22 protein-coding genes are annotated in these 20992 nt (G+C 61.0%); 9 read left to right on the top strand and 13 right to left on the bottom strand.

Going from position 1 to position 20992, the window contains the following annotated elements; genetic code table 11:
- Both NW863_RS05485 and fmt read left to right on the top strand, forming a co-directional pair.
- Positions 1 to 660 (top strand): hypothetical protein (locus tag NW863_RS05485; RefSeq protein ID WP_414365051.1); only part of this gene is annotated, 660 nt, incomplete at its 5' end.
- Positions 661 to 685: 25 nt separating this feature from the next.
- Positions 686 to 1654 carry a methionyl-tRNA formyltransferase gene (fmt, locus tag NW863_RS05480; RefSeq protein ID WP_414365050.1) on the top strand — a complete coding sequence of 323 codons (969 nt, stop codon included), beginning with the start codon at positions 686 to 688 and terminating at the stop codon, positions 1652 to 1654.
- 89 nt (positions 1655 to 1743) lie between these two features.
- On the opposite strand, the gene radC is transcribed toward fmt, so the two are convergent.
- The 3 genes from radC to NW863_RS05465 are packed head-to-tail and all read right to left on the bottom strand — an operon-like array spanning position 1744 to position 5243.
- Positions 1744 to 2475: a RadC family protein gene (radC, locus tag NW863_RS05475; RefSeq protein WP_414365048.1), complete on the bottom strand. Its 732-nt coding sequence runs from the start codon at positions 2473 to 2475 to the stop codon at positions 1744 to 1746.
- A 7-nt stretch (positions 2476 to 2482) separates the two neighbouring features.
- Positions 2483 to 4189, bottom strand: a complete 1707-nt coding sequence (locus NW863_RS05470) for an ArnT family glycosyltransferase (protein ID WP_414365046.1) — start codon at positions 4187 to 4189, stop codon at positions 2483 to 2485.
- A complete protein-coding gene (locus tag NW863_RS05465) occupies positions 4182 to 5243 on the bottom strand; it encodes a CIA30 family protein (RefSeq protein WP_414365044.1) in 1062 nt (353 codons plus the stop codon). Before NW863_RS05465 ends, NW863_RS05470 begins: the two co-directional genes overlap by 8 nt.
- Before the next feature lie 435 nt (positions 5244 to 5678).
- Between NW863_RS05465 and psbV the strand changes: the two genes are divergently transcribed.
- The 4 genes from psbV to NW863_RS05445 all read left to right on the top strand — a co-directional run bounded on the left by psbV (position 5679) and on the right by NW863_RS05445 (position 8182).
- Positions 5679 to 6215 carry a photosystem II cytochrome c-550 gene (psbV, locus tag NW863_RS05460; RefSeq protein WP_414365042.1) on the top strand — a complete coding sequence of 179 codons (537 nt, stop codon included), beginning with the start codon at positions 5679 to 5681 and terminating at the stop codon, positions 6213 to 6215.
- Positions 6215 to 6739 (top strand): photosystem II cytochrome PsbV2, encoded by a 525-nt coding sequence (psbV2, locus tag NW863_RS05455; protein WP_414365040.1) that lies wholly within the window; start codon positions 6215 to 6217, stop codon positions 6737 to 6739. The genes psbV and psbV2 overlap by 1 nt, the downstream gene beginning before the upstream one ends.
- 67 nt (positions 6740 to 6806) lie before the next feature.
- Positions 6807 to 7298, top strand: a complete 492-nt coding sequence (locus tag NW863_RS05450; protein WP_414365038.1) for a hypothetical protein — start codon at positions 6807 to 6809, stop codon at positions 7296 to 7298.
- The gene (locus tag NW863_RS05445; RefSeq protein ID WP_414365037.1) at positions 7286 to 8182 is read left to right on the top strand and encodes a sulfatase-like hydrolase/transferase; all 897 of its coding nucleotides are present in this window, start codon (positions 7286 to 7288) and stop codon (positions 8180 to 8182) included. The genes NW863_RS05450 and NW863_RS05445 overlap by 13 nt, the downstream gene beginning before the upstream one ends.
- Positions 8183 to 8284: 102 nt before the next feature.
- Here the strand turns inward: NW863_RS05445 and NW863_RS05440 are convergent, their stop codons facing one another.
- From NW863_RS05440 to NW863_RS05425, 4 genes are all read right to left on the bottom strand, one after another.
- Positions 8285 to 9421, bottom strand: coding sequence for an AI-2E family transporter (locus NW863_RS05440; protein WP_414365036.1), 1137 nt, complete (start codon positions 9419 to 9421; stop codon positions 8285 to 8287).
- Between the two features lie 21 nt (positions 9422 to 9442).
- Positions 9443 to 10219, bottom strand: coding sequence for an enoyl-ACP reductase FabI (gene fabI, locus NW863_RS05435; protein ID WP_414365034.1), 777 nt, complete (start codon positions 10217 to 10219; stop codon positions 9443 to 9445).
- Positions 10220 to 10280: 61 nt separating this feature from the next.
- Positions 10281 to 12086, bottom strand: a complete 1806-nt coding sequence (gene aspS / locus NW863_RS05430; RefSeq protein ID WP_414365033.1) for an aspartate--tRNA ligase — start codon at positions 12084 to 12086, stop codon at positions 10281 to 10283.
- A 72-nt stretch (positions 12087 to 12158) separates the two neighbouring features.
- The gene (locus tag NW863_RS05425; protein WP_414365032.1) at positions 12159 to 13088 is read right to left on the bottom strand and encodes a metal ABC transporter solute-binding protein, Zn/Mn family; all 930 of its coding nucleotides are present in this window, start codon (positions 13086 to 13088) and stop codon (positions 12159 to 12161) included.
- A gap of 62 nt (positions 13089 to 13150) precedes the next feature.
- On the opposite strand from NW863_RS05425, the gene NW863_RS05420 reads away from it, so the two are divergent.
- Both NW863_RS05420 and NW863_RS05415 read left to right on the top strand, forming a co-directional pair.
- Positions 13151 to 13906 (top strand): metal ABC transporter ATP-binding protein, encoded by a 756-nt coding sequence (locus NW863_RS05420; RefSeq protein WP_414334217.1) that lies wholly within the window; start codon positions 13151 to 13153, stop codon positions 13904 to 13906.
- 15 nt (positions 13907 to 13921) lie between these two features.
- On the top strand, positions 13922 to 14755 hold the full coding sequence (locus NW863_RS05415) for a metal ABC transporter permease (protein WP_414337194.1): 834 nt from the start codon (positions 13922 to 13924) through the stop codon (positions 14753 to 14755).
- Between the two features lie 46 nt (positions 14756 to 14801).
- Here the strand turns inward: NW863_RS05415 and NW863_RS05410 are convergent, their stop codons facing one another.
- The 3 genes from NW863_RS05410 to NW863_RS05400 all read right to left on the bottom strand — a co-directional run bounded on the left by NW863_RS05410 (position 14802) and on the right by NW863_RS05400 (position 17092).
- Positions 14802 to 15092 carry an RNA recognition motif domain-containing protein gene (locus NW863_RS05410; RefSeq protein ID WP_414365030.1) on the bottom strand — a complete coding sequence of 97 codons (291 nt, stop codon included), beginning with the start codon at positions 15090 to 15092 and terminating at the stop codon, positions 14802 to 14804.
- 195 nt (positions 15093 to 15287) lie between these two features.
- The gene (gene rsmG, locus NW863_RS05405) at positions 15288 to 16070 is read right to left on the bottom strand and encodes a 16S rRNA (guanine(527)-N(7))-methyltransferase RsmG (protein ID WP_414365029.1); all 783 of its coding nucleotides are present in this window, start codon (positions 16068 to 16070) and stop codon (positions 15288 to 15290) included.
- Positions 16067 to 17092 carry a hypothetical protein gene (locus NW863_RS05400; RefSeq protein ID WP_414365027.1) on the bottom strand — a complete coding sequence of 342 codons (1026 nt, stop codon included), beginning with the start codon at positions 17090 to 17092 and terminating at the stop codon, positions 16067 to 16069. Before NW863_RS05400 ends, rsmG begins: the two co-directional genes overlap by 4 nt.
- Before the next feature lie 394 nt (positions 17093 to 17486).
- Here NW863_RS05400 and guaA point away from each other — a divergent pair, with 394 nt between their 5' ends.
- Positions 17487 to 19037 carry a glutamine-hydrolyzing GMP synthase gene (gene guaA / locus NW863_RS05395; RefSeq protein WP_414365054.1) on the top strand — a complete coding sequence of 517 codons (1551 nt, stop codon included), beginning with the start codon at positions 17487 to 17489 and terminating at the stop codon, positions 19035 to 19037.
- A gap of 52 nt (positions 19038 to 19089) precedes the next feature.
- Here the strand turns inward: guaA and NW863_RS05390 are convergent, their stop codons facing one another.
- From NW863_RS05390 to NW863_RS05380, 3 genes are all read right to left on the bottom strand, one after another.
- Positions 19090 to 19311 carry a hypothetical protein gene (locus NW863_RS05390; protein ID WP_011430503.1) on the bottom strand — a complete coding sequence of 74 codons (222 nt, stop codon included), beginning with the start codon at positions 19309 to 19311 and terminating at the stop codon, positions 19090 to 19092.
- 2 nt (positions 19312 to 19313) lie between these two features.
- Complete coding sequence (locus tag NW863_RS05385; protein WP_414365025.1) at positions 19314 to 19640, bottom strand: hypothetical protein; 327 nt, start codon at positions 19638 to 19640, stop codon at positions 19314 to 19316.
- Positions 19641 to 19720: 80 nt separating this feature from the next.
- Positions 19721 to 20767, bottom strand: coding sequence for a CobW family GTP-binding protein (locus tag NW863_RS05380; protein ID WP_414365023.1), 1047 nt, complete (start codon positions 20765 to 20767; stop codon positions 19721 to 19723).
- Positions 20768 to 20992: the final 225 nt, after the last annotated feature.

Here is a 20992-nt window from a genome sequence, read left to right as displayed (position 1 = left end):
ATCGTGGCTCGCTTGCAAGCAGCCCTGGGATCCCTGGGGCTGGGACATCTGCAGGTGCAGGCGCGTCTTTCCGGCCAACGTCTGCTGCTGCGTTTAGAAGGGGATCCCCTCCCGGATCCGGAGCGGCTGCTGCAGGGCCTCTTGCCAACCCTGGAACAACTGGCGCTGACCCACCGACACCGCCAGGTAGAGCTGTTCGGCTTTCCTCTGGGGGAAGGGATCCCGGAGTGGCACCGCGAGTGGCGCTACCAGCCGCCGCCCAACCCCAACAGCCCGCTGTACCGTGCCCAACGCGGGGATGGAGAAGCCATCCAGTATGTGCTCAACTACCTGCTGCGCCCAGAAGGGATCCAGACCCGCGTCCATCTGCACCCCAAGCTGGGCCTCTTACAGGTGAACTTACAGGCTGCGGAAGTTCCGGATCCGGCCTGGGCCAAGGATTTTGTGCGGCGGGTCTTGACCCGCCTGGAATGGGCCTTTGTGCAGCGGCTGCGGCTTTCCGGGCAAAAGCTGGGCGCTTTCTTTCCAGCCTGGAGCCAAGAGTTCGATCTCAAACAGCCTGCCTTTTGGCAGGCCCCCCCGGCCAGACTTTCTCCCTTTCCTTCTCCAGCGCCTGACACTGGCGAGCCCTCCCCCCCTTCCCCTACCCCTCTAGACTAAAGGGCAGGGCTCAGAGGGGTCGGTCATGCGGGTTGTTTTCTTTGGCACGCCGGAGTTTGCTCTGCCCTCGCTGCAGCTCCTGTTGCAGCGGCAGTCTTCCTTTGAAGTAGTGGGCTTGGTCTGCCAGCCGGATCGGCCGCAGGGACGAGGGCAGAAGGTACTCCCGCCGCCCACCAAGGTCCTTGCCCAAGCCCATGGGATCCCGGTGTGGCAGCCTGTCCGGCTGCGGCGGGATGCGGAGGTGCTGGCGGCGCTAGAGGCGCTGGCTGCCGATGTGTTTGTGGTGGTGGCCTATGGCCAAATCCTGCCGCCGGCGGTGCTGCAGATGCCCAGGTTGGGCTGCGTCAATGTCCACGCTTCCCTTCTGCCGGCTTACCGCGGCGCTGCCCCCATCCAGTGGGCCATTGCCAACGGCGAGACCGAGACCGGCGTCACCACCATGCTCATGGACGAGGGCCTGGATACGGGAGCCATCTTGCTGCAGGCCAAGCTGCCCATTGGGCCAGAGCAGACTGGGCTGGAACTGGCCTCCCAACTGGCCCAACTGGGGGCCGAGCTACTGGTGGAAACCCTGGTGAAACTAGAAAAAGGAGAGATCACCCCCATCCCCCAGGATGACTCGCGGGCCACCTATGCCCCCCTGCTCAAAAAGCAGGACTTCCAGCTCGATTGGCGGCACCCAGCCCAGGCCTTGCACAACCAAATCCGCGCCTTTTCTCCCGACTGCTTTACCGGCTTGCAGGGGCAGCGGATCAAGATTGTCCGCTCTGCCGCTCCCCAGTTGCATCCACCGCCCGACCCTCTTCCCCAGGGTAGCCCCGGAGAAGTGGTGGGGTTGGCCAAAGGAGAAGGGGTGTATGTGGCTACCGGCGAGGGATCCCTTCTCATCCGGCGGGCCCAACTGCCCGGCAGAAAAGAACAGTCGGCCTGGGACTTGGTCAACGGCGGCCAGCTCAGGGTGGGCATGTGCTTTGAGGCGCTGCCGGATCCCTAGCCCCCCTCTCCCTCTGGGAGAGGGGCCGGGGGTGAGGGCAGCGGCGCGGAGCGCTTGGGCTGGCTACCTCTGGGAGAGGGGCTGGGGAGCTACTCTGGCTGGGGAAACTCCTCCCACAGGCGGGTGTGTTGGCGCAGGCTGAGGAACTGCCCGCCGCCGAGGATGAGGTGATCCAAAACCGGGATCTGCAGCAGTTGCCCCGCCTGCAAGAGTTGCCGCGTCAGGGCAAGATCCTCCGGGCTGGGATCCAAACTGCCGGAGGGGTGGTTGTGGGCCACCAGGATGCGGCTGGCTCCTTGCTTGATGGCGCTGCGGAAGGTTTCCCGCGGGTGGGTGAGGGTTTCCGTGGCGGTTCCCCGGGTTACAATCTGCTGGCCAATGAGGCGGTGTTTGATGTCCAAGTGCAGGACGGCAAAGTGCTCTTGGGTCTCCCACATCAGGTCGCCGCTTAGGGCCATGGCCGCCTGTTCTGGCGATTCAATCACCGTCCGCTCGGGTAGTCGGGCCAAAAACACCCGCCGCCCCAGCTCGATGGCGGCCAACACTGTTGCTGCTTGGGCTGGGCCAATGCCCTCAATTTGCAGGAGCTCTCCGGCTTCCAGCTGGCGCAGTTGGGCCAAGGGATCCCCCTGGGCTTCCAATTTTTTCAAGAGCAACTGGGCCAGGCCAACGGCCGAGAGCTTACCTGCCCCCTGGCCGGTGTTGAGCAAAATGGCCAGCAGCTCCGCGTGGGAGAGGTTTCTTGCCCCTTGGTTAAGCAGCCGCTCGCGCGGGCGATCCTGAAGGGGAAGGTCGCTGATACGCAACACGTACTGGCTCATCTTGCGGCTAGGGGAGAGAAGAGGTTTTTTTCAACAGCCAAAAGGGGCTGCGGCGCTCTACGACCTGCCAAGTTGCTGCTAGCTCAGCTACAAAGGGATCCCAGGTCACCAGATAGTCGGGCACCTGCCAGGCGGCCAGCTCCTCCAGGTTGGCGGCATAGGGCACCCGCAGCGGGCCATAAAAATAGGGTACAAATGACCGCAGCCCATAAAGGCCAACCCTTCCCGAAAGAGCCGGTTCTGGGCCGGCAAACTGCCGGAAGAAGTGGACGGATCCCCCCTGGGTATGCTGCAACACCCTTGGGAAAACCCAGCTCCAGGCCAACTGGGCGCTTAGTCCCGTGGCCAAGAGCAAGATGGCCCATCCTCGAACATTGTGCCGAGCTCTAATCCAGGCCAGTCCCCCCAACGCCAGGAGCACAGCAGGGCCATAGGTGAAGAAGGGCCACTCCACCTCGGCCTGGAGATATCCAAGCGCCAAGCTGCCCGCTAGGCTCTCGAAAAGGTCGGAAAGCGGGATCCCCAAAGCCGCCAATCCCTTCTCGACCCTCGGCAGCAGCAGGACGGGATCCTGGGATCCCAGCCAGGGCAATAGCAGCCACAGGGCTAGCCAAAACAAACCGCTCAGCAGGATCCAGCCGCCTTCCCAAACGCTGAGTTGAGCCTCTCTTGATCCCAGGCGTTGCAGGCGCAGGGCAGCAAAGTAGGCGCCGATGGGATAAAGCAGCGAGGTGTAGTGGATCAACTTGGTTTGCACCAAGAGCGAAAACAGAGCCAGCACCACCCCGAAGGCCACCAACAGCAGGCGTTCTGCCCGCTGAGTTAAATCCGCCGCTGCCGAGTCACTGCTCCTGCGGAGGCTGGCCAAGATCTCGGCCAAGGCCGGAGCCGCCCAGGGAAAACACCCTAGAGCAAAGGCCAAGAGATGCAGGTAAACTGGGCCGGGGTGGCCGCTGGGGGTACTCACCAAACCCCACTGGTAGTGCCAAAACGCCGCCAGCCACCGCAGCCCCCGCGCCGCTGCTTCCAGCGCCAGCCAGGCCAGAGGAATAGCCCCCGCCAAGCCGAGGAAGGCCACCATCTCCCCCCACCGCCTTGGCGGATCCCCCAGCCAGAGCTTGTAGAGGGCCCAGATGCCCAGCGGCAACACCAGCCCCACCGGCCCCTTGGCCAACACCGCCAGGCCCAAGGCCAGCGCGCCCAGGGCGTTCCACCCCTGCCCGGAGCGGCCGGCCCGGCAGGCCTCGTCAGCAGCCCAAAGGGATCCCAGCCCCACGCCCATGCCCAAATTCAGCAGCGGGTCAATGAGGCCGGTTTTGTAGAAAAACAAAGGCAGGTAGCCCGTCAGGAGCAGGATCCCCCAGAGACAGCCAAACTCCACCCCGCGCAGCCGCGCTCCCCACGCCCCCAAGAGGGCCACCGTGATGCCGCCGGCAAACGCATTGGGCAGCCGCGCCGCCCCTTCGTTGACCCCCAGGGCCGCCATCGCCAGGGCCTGCAGCCAGAAAAACAGGGGCGGCTTCTCGTAGAAGGGCTCGCCGTTGATCTGCAAAGCCAGGGGATCGCCGCTGGCCAGCATCCGCCGCGCCAAGCTGGCGTAAATGAGCTCGTCCCAGTCAAACAGGTAAGGGATCCCCTGGCCCGCCCCCAGCCACAGGAGAGCCAAAAGCCCCATCCCCAGGGATCCCTGGAGGCCGCCAAGAAGCCTAGCCATGGAAGGCTTCCAGAGGCACCACCCGGCCCACACTGGCGGGCGAGCGCAAAAGGCGCAGTAGGTGAGCGGCTAAGGTGGATCCCTCGATCTCGGCGGGAATCTCCACCCCACACCAACGGCTGGAGCTCTCCTGCAGGGCCGCCACCCAATCGGGAGTTAGGGATCCCCGCGCCACCCCAATCAGTTGCGGCAGCGGCTTCTGGCGATAGAGCCCGATCCAACGCACGCCCAGCCGAAACGGCCCAGGCCGAAAACGGGGGTTGGGACTGCCGTCCGCTTCAAACTTGCTCAGCATCAGTTGCAGCGAATGGATCTGGCGGGTATTCAAGGGGGGAGCGGCAACCCGGCGGGCGCGAAAGGTGGGCACCATCTCGGCAAAAGGAACCTGGACAGTCTGCTCCTCCCCTGGGGTGGTGTCGAAAGCATAGCTGTAGGCCGGGCTGTCCCAGCCCCCTTGATCCCGCAGCAGAACCTTGTAGCGCTGTCCATCGCCCCGTAGCTGCAGCTCCAGGCCGGCAAACCCTGAGGCATCCAAGGGCGGCTGCCAATTGCGCGTGCGCGTGGAAACAAAGCCGCCGAAGTTGGCTGTGGAAACCTGGCCGGTAAACAGCAGCTCACCCTCCCCCCAGAGCAGTTGGCTTTGACTCACCCCGCCCATCACCACATCGTCGAGGATGCCCCAGAACTGGTTCACCTGGGGATCGGGCCGGCGAAAGTCAAAGAGCATCTGTTCCGTTTGGCCGCTGCGGCGCAGGCGCTCTAGGTAGGCCTTAGCTTTCTCCCGGTTCTCCAGACCGAGGATGACCCTGGCTGTCACCTCATCCCCTCTCTCCTGGACTTCTGCCCCTTGCCGGTGCAGCGCCTCCGCCAGCCCCACTGGTAGGCCATCGCCCAAGAGGATCACGGGAAGGGGAGCTGAAGTCGCCAGGGAAGGAGGCATGAAGTCAACGGCTGCTGTCTGAAACCCATTCTGAACCCAGCGCCAGAGGTCAGCAAAGGGCAGCGCTTCGTAGTAGGTCAGCGTGTTCCAAAACCGCCCCAGATCCCAAGGCATGGCCTTCCCATCTAGAGAACGCACGCAGGCGAGATGCTTACAGGATAGCCCCAGTCAGGGGATCCCTAGCAATTGAACCGCCTTTGAAGACTCCTCAACCCTATCTACCCCAACCTCTGCCGGCCCTAGGTTTTCTCGGCAGCGGATCAAGCCAACCGCTGCTGTCCTCTCCAGAAGGCAAGGGATCCCTTCTCCGAGTTTGCTTTTGTGGATCGCATTGCCGCTCTCGGCAGGGTGGGGGCCCTAACCCAACCGTTGAGGGGGCGCTGGATCCGCAATCAAACTTAACACTAAAAGTCGAAGAGAATAGCTTGCAAAAGCGATCCCGGATCCCATCGGCAAATGATCTCGCAATGGTCTATTCTTGATCCTGTTGTCGGGTTTGTCGCTGGAGCGGAGCTGACCCCCCCTTCTAAGATCGAACTACGGAGAACCATGTTTAGCAAATCTTTTTCTCTTCAGAAAGCGTTCGCGATGGCGCGCCGTCGGTTATTGGTCCTGATCTTGGCTTTGGGGATGGCCGGATATGCCTGGGGGCCGGCCTTGGCGGCCAGGCAGATTCCTCCTGTAGCCTTGTCGCCAACCGAGTCCATCACTTTCACGGAAGCGCAACTGGCCAGAGGAAAGCAGTTATTCAACAAAGCCTGTGCCCAGTGTCATGTGGGTGGCCAGACCTATCCCAACCCGGACGTGAGCCTGAAGCTCTCGGATCTGGAGGGGGCAACACCTCCCCGCGATAATGTGTTGGCGATCGTAGACTACATCAAGAACCCGGTCACCTATGACGGGGTAGAGTCCCTGGTGGAATATCATCCCAACACCCAGCTTCTGAGTGAGTATCCTCGCCTGCGCAACCTCACCGATGAGGATCTGAAGTTAATTGCCGGCTACATCCTAGTGCAGGCTAAGACCGTACCCGGCTGGGGCGGCACCAAGAGCGAATCCCACAGCGACCTTTCCGCCTATCTCTAATGCCTGGGCAAACTCAAGGGGCAAACCGGTGGGGGATCCCGGGCCGTGGCTGGAGGTGGGCCGGGATCCTGCTTTTGGTATGGCTAGGGATAGCTAGCCCAGCGGCAGGCCGCGTTGATCCCTATGTGAGCCAGTACCTGCGAACCCCTGAGCCAATAGAGTTGCCCTGGGATGCCGAAGGGCACATGCTCACCTTTACTCCAGAGCAACTTACCGACGGGAAAAATCGCTTTCAGGCTGCCTGTCTGAACTGCCACGTGGGCGGCTCTACCCTACCGGCTCCTAACATTTCCCTTTCGCTCAAGGCCTTGCGCGGCGCCACCCCGCCCCGCGACACCATTCAAGCTCTCATGGAGTACCAGCGGGATCCCCGCAGCTACGATGGCACCGAAGTTAGCTATGGCTGCCGCCCTGTGCCTCCCTCCTGGATGGATGATGAAGCGCTGCGCAACCTGGCTGCCTTTATCCTCAGGGCGGCTCAAGTGGCTCCGGGCTGGGGATCCAACGTCATCGGAGGTGGCTGAGGAATCGGGGTTCCCTCCGCCCGTTGCAGGGGTGGTGATAGCCTAGTGAAAAGGGAAGGTGGCGGCCATGCTCCAGAATATCCGCTCCATACTCCTGGGTCTGTGGATACTGGCCCTGCTCGTTTTCCTTGTCCAAAACTGGGGATCCACAGCAGCGGTCGTCGTGGCTGGTCAAGCCGGCGCTGCGATTCCTTTGTCGCTGACGCTGTTCACTGCCTATGGGGTAGGAGTCGGCTTGGGGTTTCTGTATGTGGGCGCTTGGCGGCTGCATGATCAGGCGTTGCAGCGACAGGCAATCCGCAAGTTAAACCAGCTCATCGACCGAGTGCGCTTCTTGGAAGCGCAGATGATTCCCCCCGACCACTATTTGCCTCAAGATCTGCCGGAGTACGAGCCGGATCCCCAGGCAGGTCGCTATTCCTATTCCAATATCCCGCCGGAACGCATTCGCCAACCCGCTGAACCTGAGGAGGAAGACGACACGGCCACTACCCCCAACTGGCGGATAGTCCGACGTCCCTACCCCGGCCAAGAGGAGGAAGAGGAATGGGACTCCTAAGCTGGTGGAGATCTTCTGCCAATCCCTTGCCTGAGCCCGCTCCCCGACCTGAGCCCCAAGGGCAAAATCACTACCTGTTGATCATTTTGGACAGTTGCCGCTTCGACAGCCTGCTGGCTGCCAACCCCAAGCATCTGCTCAAGTTGGGATCCCTGGAAAAGCGTTGGAGCTACGCCTCCTGGACGGCTCCCGCCCATTACAACCTGCTGATGGGCCTGTTGCCTCACACCAGCCCTACCCACGTTTTCGCCTCTGAGCACTACAAGCAGGAGTATTTGCGTTACAACGAGCGCCTCGGCACCCGGCAGCCGATTGAGTTCAAGCATCTGCTGCCTCACCTCTACTTGCCAACGCTCCTGAAGCATCAACTGGGCTACACCACCCATGCCATGGTCTCCCTGCCGGTGCTCAACCCCAGCACTCTGCTCAATCGCGACTTCGATTCCTACCGTCTCATGCCGCGGCACAACGATATGGCGGCCATGGTGGAGCAGTTGCGCTTCGAGCCGGATCGCCCCAGCTTTTACCTATTAAATGTGGGCGAAACTCACTATCCCTACGCCCTGCCCGACGAGGACCCCAGCTCGTGGCCCCGCATCTCTGGGGTCAATGGTGTGTTAAAGCGCCTGGATGAAGGGGAAGAGGCCGGGATCCCCTTTTTCAATTCCGCCCAGTTGGAGGAGCTGCGCCAGCGGCAGATCGAGGCGGTGCGCTACCTAGATGGGGTCTTTGAGCAACTGTTCGATCTGGTTCCCAAAAACACCTACATCACGGTTACTGCCGACCACGGCGAGTTGTTTGGGGAAGGGGGCTACTTTGGCCATGGCCCCATCCAGCACGAAAAGGTGCTAGAAGTGCCTTTCATTGAGGGAAAAATTCGCTAGGACAAGGCCCAGCCCCTCACCCGCGGCCCTCTTCCTCTGGGAGAGGGGAGATGGGGATCGGGGCTAGGTTGCTGCCTGGAAGAGTCGTCTGCGAAAAAGGGGCTAGACCTGCTGGGTCTCTGGCTTGGGCAAGGTGGGATCCCGGTGGGTTTCGATGGGGCTTTTGCCGAGGGAGGTCACCTTCGCAGCAGGGGATAAGCCATCTTCGGCGGCCAAGTCGGCGGAACGGGCAATCTCGTAGAGACTTTTCACCACACTGGTTAGGGGAATGGCAACGATCACGCCCAAGATGCCCCCCAGTTGCGCCCCCACCAATAGGGCAATCAAGATCCACACCGGGTTGAGGCCAATCAGTTCCCCCATTAGCCGGGGAGCGATGACTCGATCCTTGATCTGCTGCACGATCAAGGAGACCAGCACTACCTTGAGGCTGAGCCAGATATCTTGGAAGGCCAGCAGCACTGCTGCCGCGCCGATGCCGATAAAGCCCCCCACTAGCGGGATCACCTCCAGCAGGCCAATCAAGAGGCCAAACAAAAGCCCAAAGGGTACTCGCAGCAGCCCAAACACTGGCACCAGCATCAGGGCCATAATGAACCCCAACACCAACTGGCTGATGAGAAAGTTCTGGAAACTCAGAGCCAGGGCTTCGCCGATGCGCGGCCCCCAGGGCTTGGGGAAGAGGCTGAGCAACCCCTGCCAGAACTGGCCCCCGTAGAGCAGCATGTAGAGGGCCAGCACCAACACCAACACCAAGTCAACCACCTGGTTAAAGGTGCCCAGGAGGATGTCTAGGGATTGGCTGGCAATTTTTTCGGCACTGGCCTGCAGGCGGTTGAGGAGGGTGTTCACCAGCTCCGTCTGGCCGAGGTTGATGTTGCGCTCTGCCGCCCACAGGCTGATTTGATCCAGCCAGCTTTGTAAGGTATCCACCCACTCCGGGATCCGCGCCCCCAACTGCACCACCTGCTTGGCCAGGATGGGCACGATGGCGATCCCTACCAAGGCCAGCAGCACCACCGACAGGGCAAAAACCAGGGTGACCGCCAAACCCCGACTGACCCGATAGCGCTGCAGCACCTGTACCGGATAGTTGAGCAAAAAGGCCAGCACCGCTGCCGTCAGGAGGGTGGTGAGCAGATGGCCAAACAGCCGGCCCACCTGCAGGGCCAGCCAGCCGCTAATGACGATCAAAATCCAGGTGAGCAGCAGCCGCTGCAAAGGTGAGAAGCGATTCATGCCAGGGGGATCCCCAAGAGCCTAAAAACCCAGGATGCTATATCCACTATCCACATAGATCACCTGGCCGGTAATGCCGCTGGCCAGGTCGCTGGCCAAAAAAGCAGCCACATTGCCCACCTCGAGCTGGGTGATATTGCGCCGCAGCGGAGCTTTCTCCTCCACCGCGTGCAGCATGGCATGAAAATCCGAAATCGCCGAAGAAGCCAGGGTGCGAATGGGCCCGGCAGAGATAGCATTCACCCGGATCCCGGCAGGGCCCAGCTCGGCCGCCAGGTAGCGAACACAGGTTTCCAGGCCCGCTTTGGTGACAGCGGCCATGTTGTAGTTGGGCACCACCCGCACGCCCCCCAGATAGGTGAGGGTGAGGATGCTGCTGCCGGCTCTCAAGAGGGGCTTGGCGGCCCGGCAGAGGGCAATCAGGGAGTAGGTGCTCACATCCATGGCCAGGGCAAACCCCTCCCGCGAGATATCGCTAAAGTTGCCGCTCAGCTCTTCTTTTTTAACGAAAGCCAGGCAGTGAACCAAGATATCGACCTGACCCCATTTTTGGGCCACCCCTTGAAACAGATCGTTGATCTGCTGGTCGCTTTGCACATTGCAGGGAAGGAGAAAGTCGGGCTGTAGGGGCTCGGTTAGTTGCTGAACTTTGGTCTTGAAACGATCCCGCTCGTCTGGCAAGTAGGTAACCCCCAACGTAGCTCCCGCTTTGTGCAGTTGCTGGGCAATGCCCCAGGCGATGGAGCGCTCGTTGGCAATGCCAGTTACCAAGGCTTTCTTTCCGGTCAGATCTAGCATAAGGAGACCCAAGAGTAGGGGTACATGCCTATCCATCCTCCCACACAGGTGGAGGGATCCCTTAGCTGGGCTGATAGGTGGAAGCCACGTGCAATTCTTTGAGCTGCTTGGGCTCGACGCCGGCAGGGGCGCCGGTGAGCAAACACCTAGCCTGCTGGGTTTTGGGAAAGGCGATGACATCGCGGATGGAATCTTCCCCCGCCAGCAGCATCACCAGCCGGTCTAGGCCGTAGGCGATGCCCCCGTGGGGCGGCGTGCCGTACTCAAAGGCTTCTAGCAAAAAGCCAAACTTGTCCCGCGCCTGCTCAGGGGTGAGGCCGATGGCCTGGAAAACCTGCTCCTGGATCTCCCGCTGGTAGATGCGCAGGGATCCCCCGCCCACTTCCACGCCGTTCCAGACCAGGTCGTAGGCCTGGGCCCGCGCCGTTTTTAGGTCGGCCAAGTCGTCGGGGTGGGGAGCGGTAAAGGGGTGGTGCAGGGCTTCTAGGCGGTTTTCCTCGGCGTTGAACTCAAACATGGGGAAATCGGTGATCCAGAGAAGATTCAAGGCGTTCTCCGGGATCAAGCCTAGCTCCTGGCCCAGGTGCAGCCGCAGGCGGCCCAGCGACTCGTTGACCACGGCAGCCGGCCCCGCCCCAAACAGCAGCAGATCCCCTGGCTTGGCGTTGGTCATCTGCAGCAACTGCTTCTCCTGCTCAGGGCTAAGGCTTTCCTTGAGGGCACCAATGGTATCGAGGCTGCCGGCGCGCACCCGAATGAAGGCCAGGCCGCCCGCCCCGTACTGGGTAACCAGCTTGAACAGATCGCCGCCGGGCTTGATGCGGGTGTTGGAGATCCTCTCGTCGCCGCCGGGCACCGGCAGAGCCTTGATCACTCCCCCCTGCTGCAGGGCTTTGGCAAAGACTTGAAAGCGGGATCCCTGAAACACCCCCGAAACATCCACCAACTCCAGCCCAAAGCGGGTGTCGGGTTTGTCGGAGCCGTAGCGGGCCATAGCCTCGGCGTAGGTCAGCCGCGGGAAGGGACGGGGCAGGTCGATCCCTTTGACAGTTTTGAAGATGTGGCCGATGAGCCGCTCGTTGAGCTCCAAGATTGCCTCCTGATCCAGGAAGCTCATCTCCATGTCCAACTGGGTAAACTCCGGCTGGCGATCTGCCCGCAGATCTTCATCCCGAAAACAGCGGGCAATTTGGTAGTAGCGATCCACGCCAGCCACCATCAGCAACTGCTTAAAAAGCTGGGGCGACTGCGGCAGGGCAAACCACTCGCCGGGGTTGACGCGGCTGGGCACCAAGTAATCTCTGGCACCTTCGGGGGTGGAGCGGGTGAGGATGGGGGTCTCCACCTCGATAAAGCCTTCTTCGTCCTCCAGAAAGCGGCGAATGGCCTTGATCACCTGGTGGCGCAGTTGCAGGTTGCGGGACAAGCGCTCCCGCCTTAAGTCCAAGTAGCGGTAGCGCAGGCGAATCTCCTCCCGCACCTCTTCCCCTTCTTCCCCCGAGACACTGAAGGGAAGCTGCTTGCCCACGCGGCTGAGAATTTCCAGCTCTTCTGCGTAGACCTCCACTTCGCCGGTGGGCAGGCGGGGGTTAAAGGAGTCTTCAGGCCGCTGCTGAACCCTACCTGTGACCCGCACTACGTATTCGCTGCGCACCTCCTTAGCCAGCTCATAGGAGAGGGGGGTCTTCTGGGGATCCGCCACCAGTTGCACAATGCCGGAGCGATCCCGCAGATCGAGAAAGATCACGCCCCCGTGGTCGCGGCGGCGGTCGATCCAGCCGTAGAGGGTGACACTCTGGCCGATGTGAGCTGGGCGCACTTGGCCACAATAGAGGGAACGGGGCGGGCGACGGATAGCAGCAGGCATGGACGCGGTAAGAAAACAAGGGTCTGAGCCCCTATCATACAAAACTCAGCCCCCCTGCCTCGATTCTGCCCCTCAAGGACAATCAGGGGATCCGCCCAAGGCCCCCACAATCGTGCAGGTGTTGTGGCGCATCATAGCGATGTAGGTTTCGGCACCGCTGCCTGGCTCCCCTAGGGAGTCCGAGTACAGTTCCTGTTCGGCCACCTGGACTCCCGCTTCGGCGGCCACCGTTTGGATGAGAGCGGGGTTAAGGGTGGTCTCGGCAAAAACCGCCGGCACCCCCAGGGCGCGGATCTCCTCCACCAACCGAGCCACCGTCTGGGCGCTGGGCTGTTCCTCGGTGCTGATCCCCAAGAGGGATCCCCCCATCTTCAGGCCGTAGGCTTGGGTGTAGTAGGCAAAGGCAGCGTGGGTGGTCACCAAAACCCGGTTGCCAGGGGGAATGGTCTGAATCTGCTCCGCGATCCAGGCGTGGAGCTCTTCCAGCTCCGCCCGATAGGCGGCGGCATTGGCCTGAAAAAAAGCCGCTTCGCCGGGCACCTGTTCCGCCAGCTCCTGGGCAATGGGCTCCACCATGAGGATGACGTTTTCCACATTGCCCCATACATGGGGATCCGGCGTCGGGATCCCGTCCTCATCGGTGACGATGGGGTCGAGGATCTCGGCCAGGGCAACCCGCCGCGCCCGTTGAGCAGCAGCGTTGACGAGACGAATCAACCCCGCCTCCAAGTTGTAGCCGTTGTAAAACACCAGATCCGCCTGCTCGAGAGCTGCGGCATCTGCCGGTGTCGGCTCATAGACGTGGGGATCCTGTCCCGGCTGCAGCAGGCTGCTGAGCTGGATGCGATCTTGACCCACCTGCTCTACCCAATCGGCAATCAGAGTGGTGGTAGCCACAACGCGGGGACGTGCCACAGCCAAGCTGGCCAGAGATGTCCAACCGCCCATCAGCAGGCCAAGCCCCACCACCAAGCGGCACAAAGAAAAGATCTTAGTTTTCATAATTGTTTCACTATTTGAGTTTCCCCTTAGGGTACACTGGTCTTGGCGAAAATGAAAGGAAAATGAAAAAGCCAGCGATTGCTCTCCCTCTTCGTCCGGCCTCTCTGGTGGTGCGGGATCTGACGGTGCGCTATGGCAAGTTGCTGGCGTTGGAGCGGATCAGCGCCGAGATCCGGCCAGGGTGCATCACGGGCATCCTGGGCCCCAACGGGGCTGGCAAAAGCAGCTTTCTCAAGGCGCTGCTGGGGTTGGTGCCAAAAGAGGGGGGCGAGGTGCGCTACGGCGGCCAGGCGCTGCGGGGGGAGCAGGTGGCCTATGTGCCGCAGCGGTCGGCCATCGACTGGAGCTTTCCGGCCACGGTGTGGGATGTGGTGCTGATGGGACAGGTGAGAGCTGCCGGCTGGTTGCGCCGCATCGGTCCGCAAGGTCGGGAGCGGGCAGCGCAAGCTCTGGAGCGGGTGGGGATGGGGGCCTATCGGGATCGGCCCATTGGTCGGCTATCAGGGGGACAGCAGCAGCGGGTGTTTTTGGCGCGGGCTCTAGCGCAGGCAGCCGAGATCTACGCCCTGGACGAGCCGCTGGCCGGGATCGACCAGCCCAGCGAGGCCATCGTGTTTCAGGTTTTGCGGGAGCTGGCCGACGCCGGCCATATCGTGATGGTGGTGCACCACGACCTGGGGCAGGCGCTGGCCCACTTTGATGAGGTGCTTCTCCTCAACCGCGTCCTGATTGCCCAGGGATCCCCGCAGCAGGTGCTGCAGCCGCAGGTGTTGCAGCGGGCCTATGGCCGCATCCTGCCTTTGGACTCAGCTGCCTAGGGGGTGAGGGGTGGTATGGAAGGGCTCTGGCACACCCTGGCGGATCCCTTGCGGTTTGCCTTTATGCAGCGGGCTCTGCTGGTGGCGGTGGCCATCGGCGTTCTCTGCGCGGTGGTGGGCAGCTATTTGCTGGTGCAAAGCTTGGCCCTCCTGGGGGATGCCCTCAGCCATTCGCTGCTGCCGGGCCTGGCCATTGCCTACCTGCTGGATCTCAACCTCTTTGTCGGTGCCTTCGTGGCGGGGTTACTGAGCGCCCTGCTCATCCAGTGGATCCGCTCCGCCACCCCCCTCAAGCCCGATGCGGCCATGGGGATCGTCTTTTCTGCTTTTTTTGCCCTAGGGATCCTCTTAATCACGTTAATCCAACGGCGGGCCCGCATCGATCTCAACCACTTCCTCTTCGGCAACCTCCTGGGGGTGAGCGCCGCTGATGTGTTGACAGTGGTGGGCATCACCGTCCTGGTGCTGGGATTGGTGGCCCTCTTTTTTAAGGAGCTGACCTTCTACAGTTTCGATCCCCTGGGGGCCAAGGCAGCCGGCCTGCCTACTGCAGGGTTGGGATGGGGGCTGATGGCGCTCACCTCCCTCACTCTGGTGGCCAGCATGAAGGCGGTGGGGGTGCTGCTGGTGCTGGCCATGCTCATCACGCCAGCAGCAACAGCTTACCTGCTGGCGCCTCGCCTGCACCAGGTAATGCTGCTGGGATCCCTCTTTGGCGTCAGCGCTAGCCTGCTGGGGATGTACGCTAGCTACTACCTCAACGTCGCCTCCGGCCCGGCCATTGTCTTGGTGGCCTCCGTCTGGTTTGGCTTAGCCTTTCTGGCCAGAGTCATCTTCGGCCAAAGCTAAAGGCCGGGGAGAGAAGAGAGGGATCCCCGGCCCAGAGCCTATCCGATTAGAAGCGGGAAGAACGGCTATCCCGCCTGCCGCCGCCTGCGCCGGCCTGACGCGGCATTGCCTTGTTAACCCTCAGATCCCGGCCCATCCAGGTGGCGCCATCCAACTCGTCGATGGCTTTCTGCTCGTCGGCCTCGTTTTCCAGGTCCACGAAAGCAAAGCCCCGCTTGCGGCCCGTCTCCCGATCCACTGGCAGCTTAATTTGCTTGACGGTGCCGTACTCGGAAAACACAAGCCGTAGGTCTTCTTCACTGGCTTTGAAGGACAAGTTGCCCACAAAAATGGTCATAACGTAGCGAACTCCGAACCTTAACCTTTTAGCGCTCAGTTCGGAAGCTCACCTGGTTAGACCATTGGCTCAATCCGAACCTGATGCCAACCACATCTTAGTCTCCCCGACGGCATTTGCAAACTACCTGTTCAAGATCTTTCTCCAGGAACTTGCAGAAGCTTTTTTGAACTAGGAAATTAAGGATCCCAACTTTTAGCGGTGCTTGTCCTGTCCCAGGGGTTGGCGTTTGGGAATGCCGGGAGGACGGGGATAGCAAGCTGGTGTGGGGGCAACTTTCTCCACCAGCAGGCAATGCCGTATCCCGTGGCTGCGGGGGGTAGTGAAGGCTTCGACGTGGATCAGCTTCCCCCCCAGGAGAGAAAGGGCTCGCTCCAGAGTTTGGGCTTCTGCCTCGGTCCAATGGCCGCGGTAGAGAATGGCGCGTCCCCCCACCTTGAGCAGGGGCAGACAATACTCGGCGCAAACCTCCGCCGCTGCCAGGGCTCTGGCCAGGGCCAGATCGTAGCTGCCGCGTTCCTGCGGGTCTTGCCCCCAGATTTCGGCTCGCTGGGCCACCGCCCGCGCCTGGGTCAGGGAGAGCTGCTGCAGGGCCTCTTGCACAAAGGCAATCTTGCGTTGGCTGCTGTCCAGGAGGGTGAAGCTGGCCTGGGGCAGGGCAATTTGGGCCGGGATCCCTGGAAACCCTGCCCCGGTGCCGATGTCGATGCCCCGCCAGGGCCGAGCTTGAATCGCCGCCCAGGATCCCAGCAAGCGTAGGCCCCGCAGCGAGTCCCACAGGTGTTTCTCCCAAAAATCGATGGGAGCGGTGATGCGGGTCAGGTTCTGGGTGCGGTTTCCGGCCATCACCAGGGGATAGAGCTGTTGCAGTTGCTGCCGCTGCGGCTCAGAAGGCTGCCAGCCCAGCTCCGCCAGCCAGCTCTCCCAGAGGGCCTCCAGTTCGGGGGGCTCAGAGGTAGGCGGGGCAGCCTTCTTCATCCCAGGGATCCCAGCCATCGCGATCCCAGTTGCAATCCGGCAGGAATGGCTCGGTCGGCCCAGCCTTTCAGCTCTTGGGTCAAGCCCTGCAAAGATCGGTCGGCGCCCAGCAGCTCCTGGTTCAAGCACACCAGCTCCTGCAAATCCAGCTCCTGGCAGTTGGCCCAATCTTCTGCCAGCAAGTTGATCGGCTGGGGCTGAGCTTGCAACGGCTGCTGGGCAGCCAACTCCAGCTCTATATCCAAAAGCACCTGCTCCAGCCGTTCTACCCGCTCTTGCATCTGGGCCAATAAGGCCGCCAACTGCTGACAGCAATGGTGAACCCGCTGAGCATAAACCTTGAGCGGCAGCGTCAGCGGCAGCAGCGACTCAGACAACAGTTGAATCAGGTGCTGGGCCTCCAGTTCTTCCAGTTGCAGATCTTGCCAAATGGCATGGTAAAAATGGAGTGAGCGACGACAGGTTTCCAGGCGCTGGTAGCAGGGCTGCAATACAGAGCTGCGCAACTCCTGCAGATAATCGGCCCACAGTTGTCCGGCCTCTACCACCCAACCCGTTTGCAGAAAACTCCACCCCTGGGCCAGCAGCCAACTGATCACCAGGCCTGCCAACAACTGCGGCTTTTGCTGGGCCAGAAAAGGCAGAAGATGCTCTCCCCAAATCGCCAACCCCAGCCAGAGCAGAGCGGCCAAAGCCAAGTGGGGCAAGCTGATCATCTGGGCCAGAAGCTGAGCAGAACCTGCGGATCCCTGGGGAAGTCGGCGCTGCCGCAGCATCCAGATGAGCCCTGCACCCAAGCTGTACAGCCCTCCCCCCAACAGCGGGATCACCACCAACCACAGGGGTTGCCCCCTCCACAGGTGCGACAATAGCCCAGCCTGGCCCGGCGCATCCCAACTGAGCAAATACACAGCCAACAAAGCCAAAACCACACCCCACCCCTGCTGCCGTTGGAGGCGGCGGGCCAGCAGGCGGCGGCGACGACGAAGATAGGTTTGAAAGGATTCAGCCACAATGGACATAAAACGATGGATCGCAGATCCCTGCCAATATCCCCACCGGTCTGGATCGCCTCCTTACGATCATAAGTCTTGACTCAGCCCTGGCGTCTCTGGGTTCACTATTGCGATTGTTACTGGGAGTCATCGCTTGGCTGGCGGGGCAGGGCTCATCAGACAGTTTTTCAGAGAAGTTCTGTTCTCAAAGCGGGCCTGGGAGAGGCTGTCCAGGACAGGCGGCTGCAAGAAAATCCCCCATCCCTGCTACGATGGAAAGGTCCTTAACGTTTCTTATCCACAGCCAAGTTGGTTTCTTGGTTCGGGTTTTCTCTTCTGCACTGTGCGAGGTTTTGTGAGCGCTTCTGCATCTCTCCTTAGCTCTGACCTGTCTCTCTCCCCCCTCAAGGTGCAGCGCCAGATGATCGTTATTCTCGACTTTGGATCCCAGTACTCGGAGCTCATTGCCCGTCGTATTCGCGAAACCCACGTCTATTCGGAAATCCTTTCCTACCGCACCACCGCTGAACACCTGCGGCAAATACGGCCCCAGGGCATCATCCTCTCCGGCGGCCCCAACTCGGTCTATGAGCCGGGCGCTCCTGCTTGTGACCCGGAGATCTGGAACTTAGGGATCCCCATCCTGGGCGTATGCTATGGCATGCAGCTCATGGTGCAGCAGTTGGGGGGCAAGGTGGAGCCAGCCCAGAAGGGGGAATACGGCCGTGCCGCCCTGCACATTTTGGATCCCACCGACCTGCTCACCAACTTGCCGGAAAACAGCATTATGTGGATGAGCCATGGGGATGCGGTGACCGAGTTGCCGCCAGGTTTTCACGCCCTGGCCGCCACGGACAACACCCCCTTTGCCGCCATTGCCAACCCGGCGCGTCGTCTGTACGGAGTGCAATTTCACCCAGAGGTGGCCCACTCGCAGGCGGGTGCCTTTCTCATTCGCAATTTTGTCTACCACATCTGCGGCTGCGAGCCCACCTGGACAACGGAAGCTTTTCTGGAGGAGGCGATTCGGGAAGTCCGGGCCCGTGTGGGCGACAAGAAGGTGTTGCTGGCTCTCTCCGGCGGGGTGGATAGTTCCACTCTGGCTTTTTTGCTGCACAAGGCCATCGGCGACCAGCTCACCTGCGTCTTCATCGATCAGGGGTTTATGCGCAAGGATGAGCCGCAGCGGCTGCTGCGCCTTTTCCAGGAACAATTTCACATCCCTGTCCACTACGTAGATGGCCAGGAGCGCTTCCTCCAACAGTTGAAGGGAGTTACCGACCCGGAAGAGAAACGCAAGCGCATTGGGGCAGAGTTTATTCGCGTCTTTGAGGAAGAATCCCAGCGGCTGGGCCCCTTCGAGTACTTAGCCCAGGGTACTCTTTACCCCGATGTGATCGAGTCGGCCAATACCAATGTGGATCCGGTGACCGGAGAGCGCATCGCCGTCAAGATCAAAAGCCACCACAATGTCGGCGGCCTGCCGGAAAATCTGCGCTTTAAGCTGGTAGAACCTCTGCGCAAGCTTTTCAAGGATGAGGTGCGGCAACTGGCCCGCTCGCTGGGTTTGCCGGAAGAAATTGTTGGCCGCCATCCTTTCCCAGGGCCGGGCCTGGCCATCCGCATTGTGGGCGAGGTCACCAAGGAGCGTCTGGAAACCCTGCGCGAGGCTGACATGATTGTCCGCCAGGAGATCAACCGCTCCGGCTACTACCCCAAGCTGTGGCAAGCCTTTGCCGTGCTGCTGCCGGAAGTGCGCTCGGTGGGGGTGATGGGGGATAAGCGCACCTATGCTTGCCCGGTAGTAGTACGATTGGTTACCAGCGAAGACGGCATGACGGCGGATTGGGCCAGGGTGCCCTATGACCTCTTGGCCACCATCTCCAACCGCATTGTCAACGAGGTGCCCGGCGTCAACCGTGTGGTTTACGACATCACCTCCAAGCCGCCAGGCACCATCGAGTGGGAGTGATGCGGGTCAGGCGGGATCCCTTGCCTCTGGCCTCAAGGCCGGCCTGGATCAATCACCTATGGCCTGCTTCTGGCAGGGAATAGGAAGGGCTTGAACTGAAGGGCTGAGCGGCTTGGACTTCCATGCGAGCCAGGGTTGTGGCCGCGTCGGCCAGTTGTAGGGCCAGGTTGGCACGGCTAATCGGATCCCGGGCATTCCAGAGATCTTGTCCCAAACAAAACACTCGATAGCGAAAAGCTTTGATGGAGTGCGATGGGATCACTTTGACGGTCATGGTTACAACCTTTTTTCCACAGCAATCTGAGCGTTCAGCAGAACCCGCTCGGGCTCAAGGTAAACAAATGTTACCAAAACAACTTCGTCGGCACCCCTAATCGCAACTGGGCAGGTGGCTTTTGGCGGCTCCACCTGTTCATGCCGTACCCCCACAGTGTATTCTCCAATCGGCAGGTCATCAAAGCCGGCGTCGGCGTAGATTAACTCGATGGTTTCTTCCGCAATCAGTTGCCCCTCCCGCTCCAGAAAGGCGACAAAAGGGATCCCGTCGATGGAAGTGAGGGCGTTGTTGGCCTGGTTGCGGATCATCACAAAAATGTCGGACATGGCTGGGATGCCCTCTCTCAAGGCTCCCCTCGCGAGGCTGGGGGAACGGGGCCCGACGCTTCTAAGCTGCCATCCAGTTCTTAGCCCTGGACGGGTGCAGGGACAAGACAGGCTTCCAACTTTTGCCGCAGCTTGGCCGTATCGAGGTGCTGGCCGATGAGCACCAACTGGTTTTTGGGCTGGCGAGGCCATGCATCGCTACTGAGGGTGTAGCGCCGACCGCTGAGGTGGAAGATATGTCGCTCTGGGCTTTCTTCAAACCACAGGATCCCTTTGGCCCGAAAGACTGCCTCGGGCAACTCATTGAGAAAGTTCTGGAAGGCGTCTAGAGAAAAGGGGCGATCGCTCTCAAAAGCCAGGGAGTTAAAACCATCAACCTCGATGTGGCTGCGGTGCGAGTGGCCATGCTCGTGGCCGTGTTCGTGGTCGTGCTCATGGTTATGCTCATGGTCATGCTCGTGCCCATGCTCAGTGTCGTGAGCCTCCTCCTGAGGCAGAGAGCTGGACTGAAACAGATCTGTATCCAGGATCAGCTCCAGGGGCACTGCGCTGTTGACCGTGCGCAAAATGCGGGCATCTTCCTTGATCTCGCGGATGCGTTTTTCCAAGCGTTCGATTTCCGCCGGCTCAACCAAGTCCGTTTTGTTGAGGAGAATGACATCCCCATAGGCAATTTGGCTGTAGGCGACGTCGCTGTTGAACAGGTCGGGGGCGAAGTTAGTAGCATCCACCAGCGTGATGATCGAGTCCAGTCGTGTCAGATCCCGCAGTTCTGGCCCCAAAAAGGTGAGGGCAACCGGCAAGGGATCCGCCAGTCCTGTGGTCTCCACCACCAGGTAGTCGATTTTGTCGGAGCGCTCCATCAGGCGCAGCACGCTCTCGACAATGTCGTCGCGGATGGTGCAGCAGATGCAGCCGTTGTTGAGCTCTACGAGGTCTTCTTCGCTGGAGACAATCAGCTCGCCGTCGATGCCAATCTCCCCAAATTCGTTGACCAGTACCGCTGTGCGCATCCCCTTCTGGTTGCGCAGGATGTGGTTGAGCAGGGTGGTTTTCCCACTGCCCAAAAAACCCGTGATGATGGTAACGGGTAAGCCTCGCTTGGGCACTTCAATGGTGGGGGTCATAGAGAACCGCGATCTGCTAAGGGAGAACCCTTCCACTCTATCCTCTGGAAGGCCGCTCTATGAACTACCCCACCGCGTAGGCGGGTGGGGTTTCCTCACCCGCTTGACAGCAGAGCTTTCGTCTCTTCTTCTGCCCCAGTTGCTTCAGGGATCCCGTGTACCGGGTCTCTGAAGTAGAGCTGAAGCATCCAAGACTCACGAGGCGGGTTCCCAGCCCCGGTTGCT

It is taken from the genome of Synechococcus sp. B60.1, assembly GCF_047462555.1.
In the GTDB taxonomy this organism is placed as follows: Bacteria; Cyanobacteriota; Cyanobacteriia; order Thermostichales; family Thermostichaceae; genus Thermostichus.
Note: the sequence above shows the minus strand (reverse complement) of the source record. Positions and strands in the feature narration are given on the sequence as shown.

Excerpts from the sequence above, each read along its gene's own strand:
- NW863_RS05425 (WP_414365032.1), bottom strand. The coding sequence starts at position 13,088 with ATGAAAACTAAGATCTTTTCTTTGTGCCGCTTGGTGGTGGGGCTTGGC.
- NW863_RS05445 (WP_414365037.1), top strand. The coding sequence starts at position 7,286 with ATGGGACTCCTAAGCTGGTGGAGATCTTCTGCCAATCCCTTGCCTGAG.
- NW863_RS05420 (WP_414334217.1), top strand. The coding sequence starts at position 13,151 with ATGAAAAAGCCAGCGATTGCTCTCCCTCTTCGTCCGGCCTCTCTGGTG.
- NW863_RS05440 (WP_414365036.1), bottom strand. The coding sequence starts at position 9,421 with ATGAATCGCTTCTCACCTTTGCAGCGGCTGCTGCTCACCTGGATTTTG.
- NW863_RS05385 (WP_414365025.1), bottom strand. The coding sequence starts at position 19,640 with ATGTCCGACATTTTTGTGATGATCCGCAACCAGGCCAACAACGCCCTC.
- fmt (WP_414365050.1), top strand. The coding sequence starts at position 686 with ATGCGGGTTGTTTTCTTTGGCACGCCGGAGTTTGCTCTGCCCTCGCTG.
- NW863_RS05470 (WP_414365046.1), bottom strand. The coding sequence starts at position 4,189 with ATGGCTAGGCTTCTTGGCGGCCTCCAGGGATCCCTGGGGATGGGGCTT.
- NW863_RS05450 (WP_414365038.1), top strand. The coding sequence starts at position 6,807 with ATGCTCCAGAATATCCGCTCCATACTCCTGGGTCTGTGGATACTGGCC.
- psbV2 (WP_414365040.1), top strand. The coding sequence starts at position 6,215 with ATGCCTGGGCAAACTCAAGGGGCAAACCGGTGGGGGATCCCGGGCCGT.
- radC (WP_414365048.1), bottom strand. The coding sequence starts at position 2,475 with ATGAGCCAGTACGTGTTGCGTATCAGCGACCTTCCCCTTCAGGATCGC.
- rsmG (WP_414365029.1), bottom strand. The coding sequence starts at position 16,070 with ATGAAGAAGGCTGCCCCGCCTACCTCTGAGCCCCCCGAACTGGAGGCC.
- guaA (WP_414365054.1), top strand. The coding sequence starts at position 17,487 with ATGATCGTTATTCTCGACTTTGGATCCCAGTACTCGGAGCTCATTGCC.
- NW863_RS05415 (WP_414337194.1), top strand. The coding sequence starts at position 13,922 with ATGGAAGGGCTCTGGCACACCCTGGCGGATCCCTTGCGGTTTGCCTTT.
- fabI (WP_414365034.1), bottom strand. The coding sequence starts at position 10,219 with ATGCTAGATCTGACCGGAAAGAAAGCCTTGGTAACTGGCATTGCCAAC.
- aspS (WP_414365033.1), bottom strand. The coding sequence starts at position 12,086 with ATGCCTGCTGCTATCCGTCGCCCGCCCCGTTCCCTCTATTGTGGCCAA.
- NW863_RS05465 (WP_414365044.1), bottom strand. The coding sequence starts at position 5,243 with ATGCCTTGGGATCTGGGGCGGTTTTGGAACACGCTGACCTACTACGAA.
- NW863_RS05380 (WP_414365023.1), bottom strand. The coding sequence starts at position 20,767 with ATGACCCCCACCATTGAAGTGCCCAAGCGAGGCTTACCCGTTACCATC.
- psbV (WP_414365042.1), top strand. The coding sequence starts at position 5,679 with ATGTTTAGCAAATCTTTTTCTCTTCAGAAAGCGTTCGCGATGGCGCGC.
- NW863_RS05390 (WP_011430503.1), bottom strand. The coding sequence starts at position 19,311 with ATGACCGTCAAAGTGATCCCATCGCACTCCATCAAAGCTTTTCGCTAT.
- NW863_RS05400 (WP_414365027.1), bottom strand. The coding sequence starts at position 17,092 with ATGTCCATTGTGGCTGAATCCTTTCAAACCTATCTTCGTCGTCGCCGC.
- NW863_RS05410 (WP_414365030.1), bottom strand. The coding sequence starts at position 15,092 with ATGACCATTTTTGTGGGCAACTTGTCCTTCAAAGCCAGTGAAGAAGAC.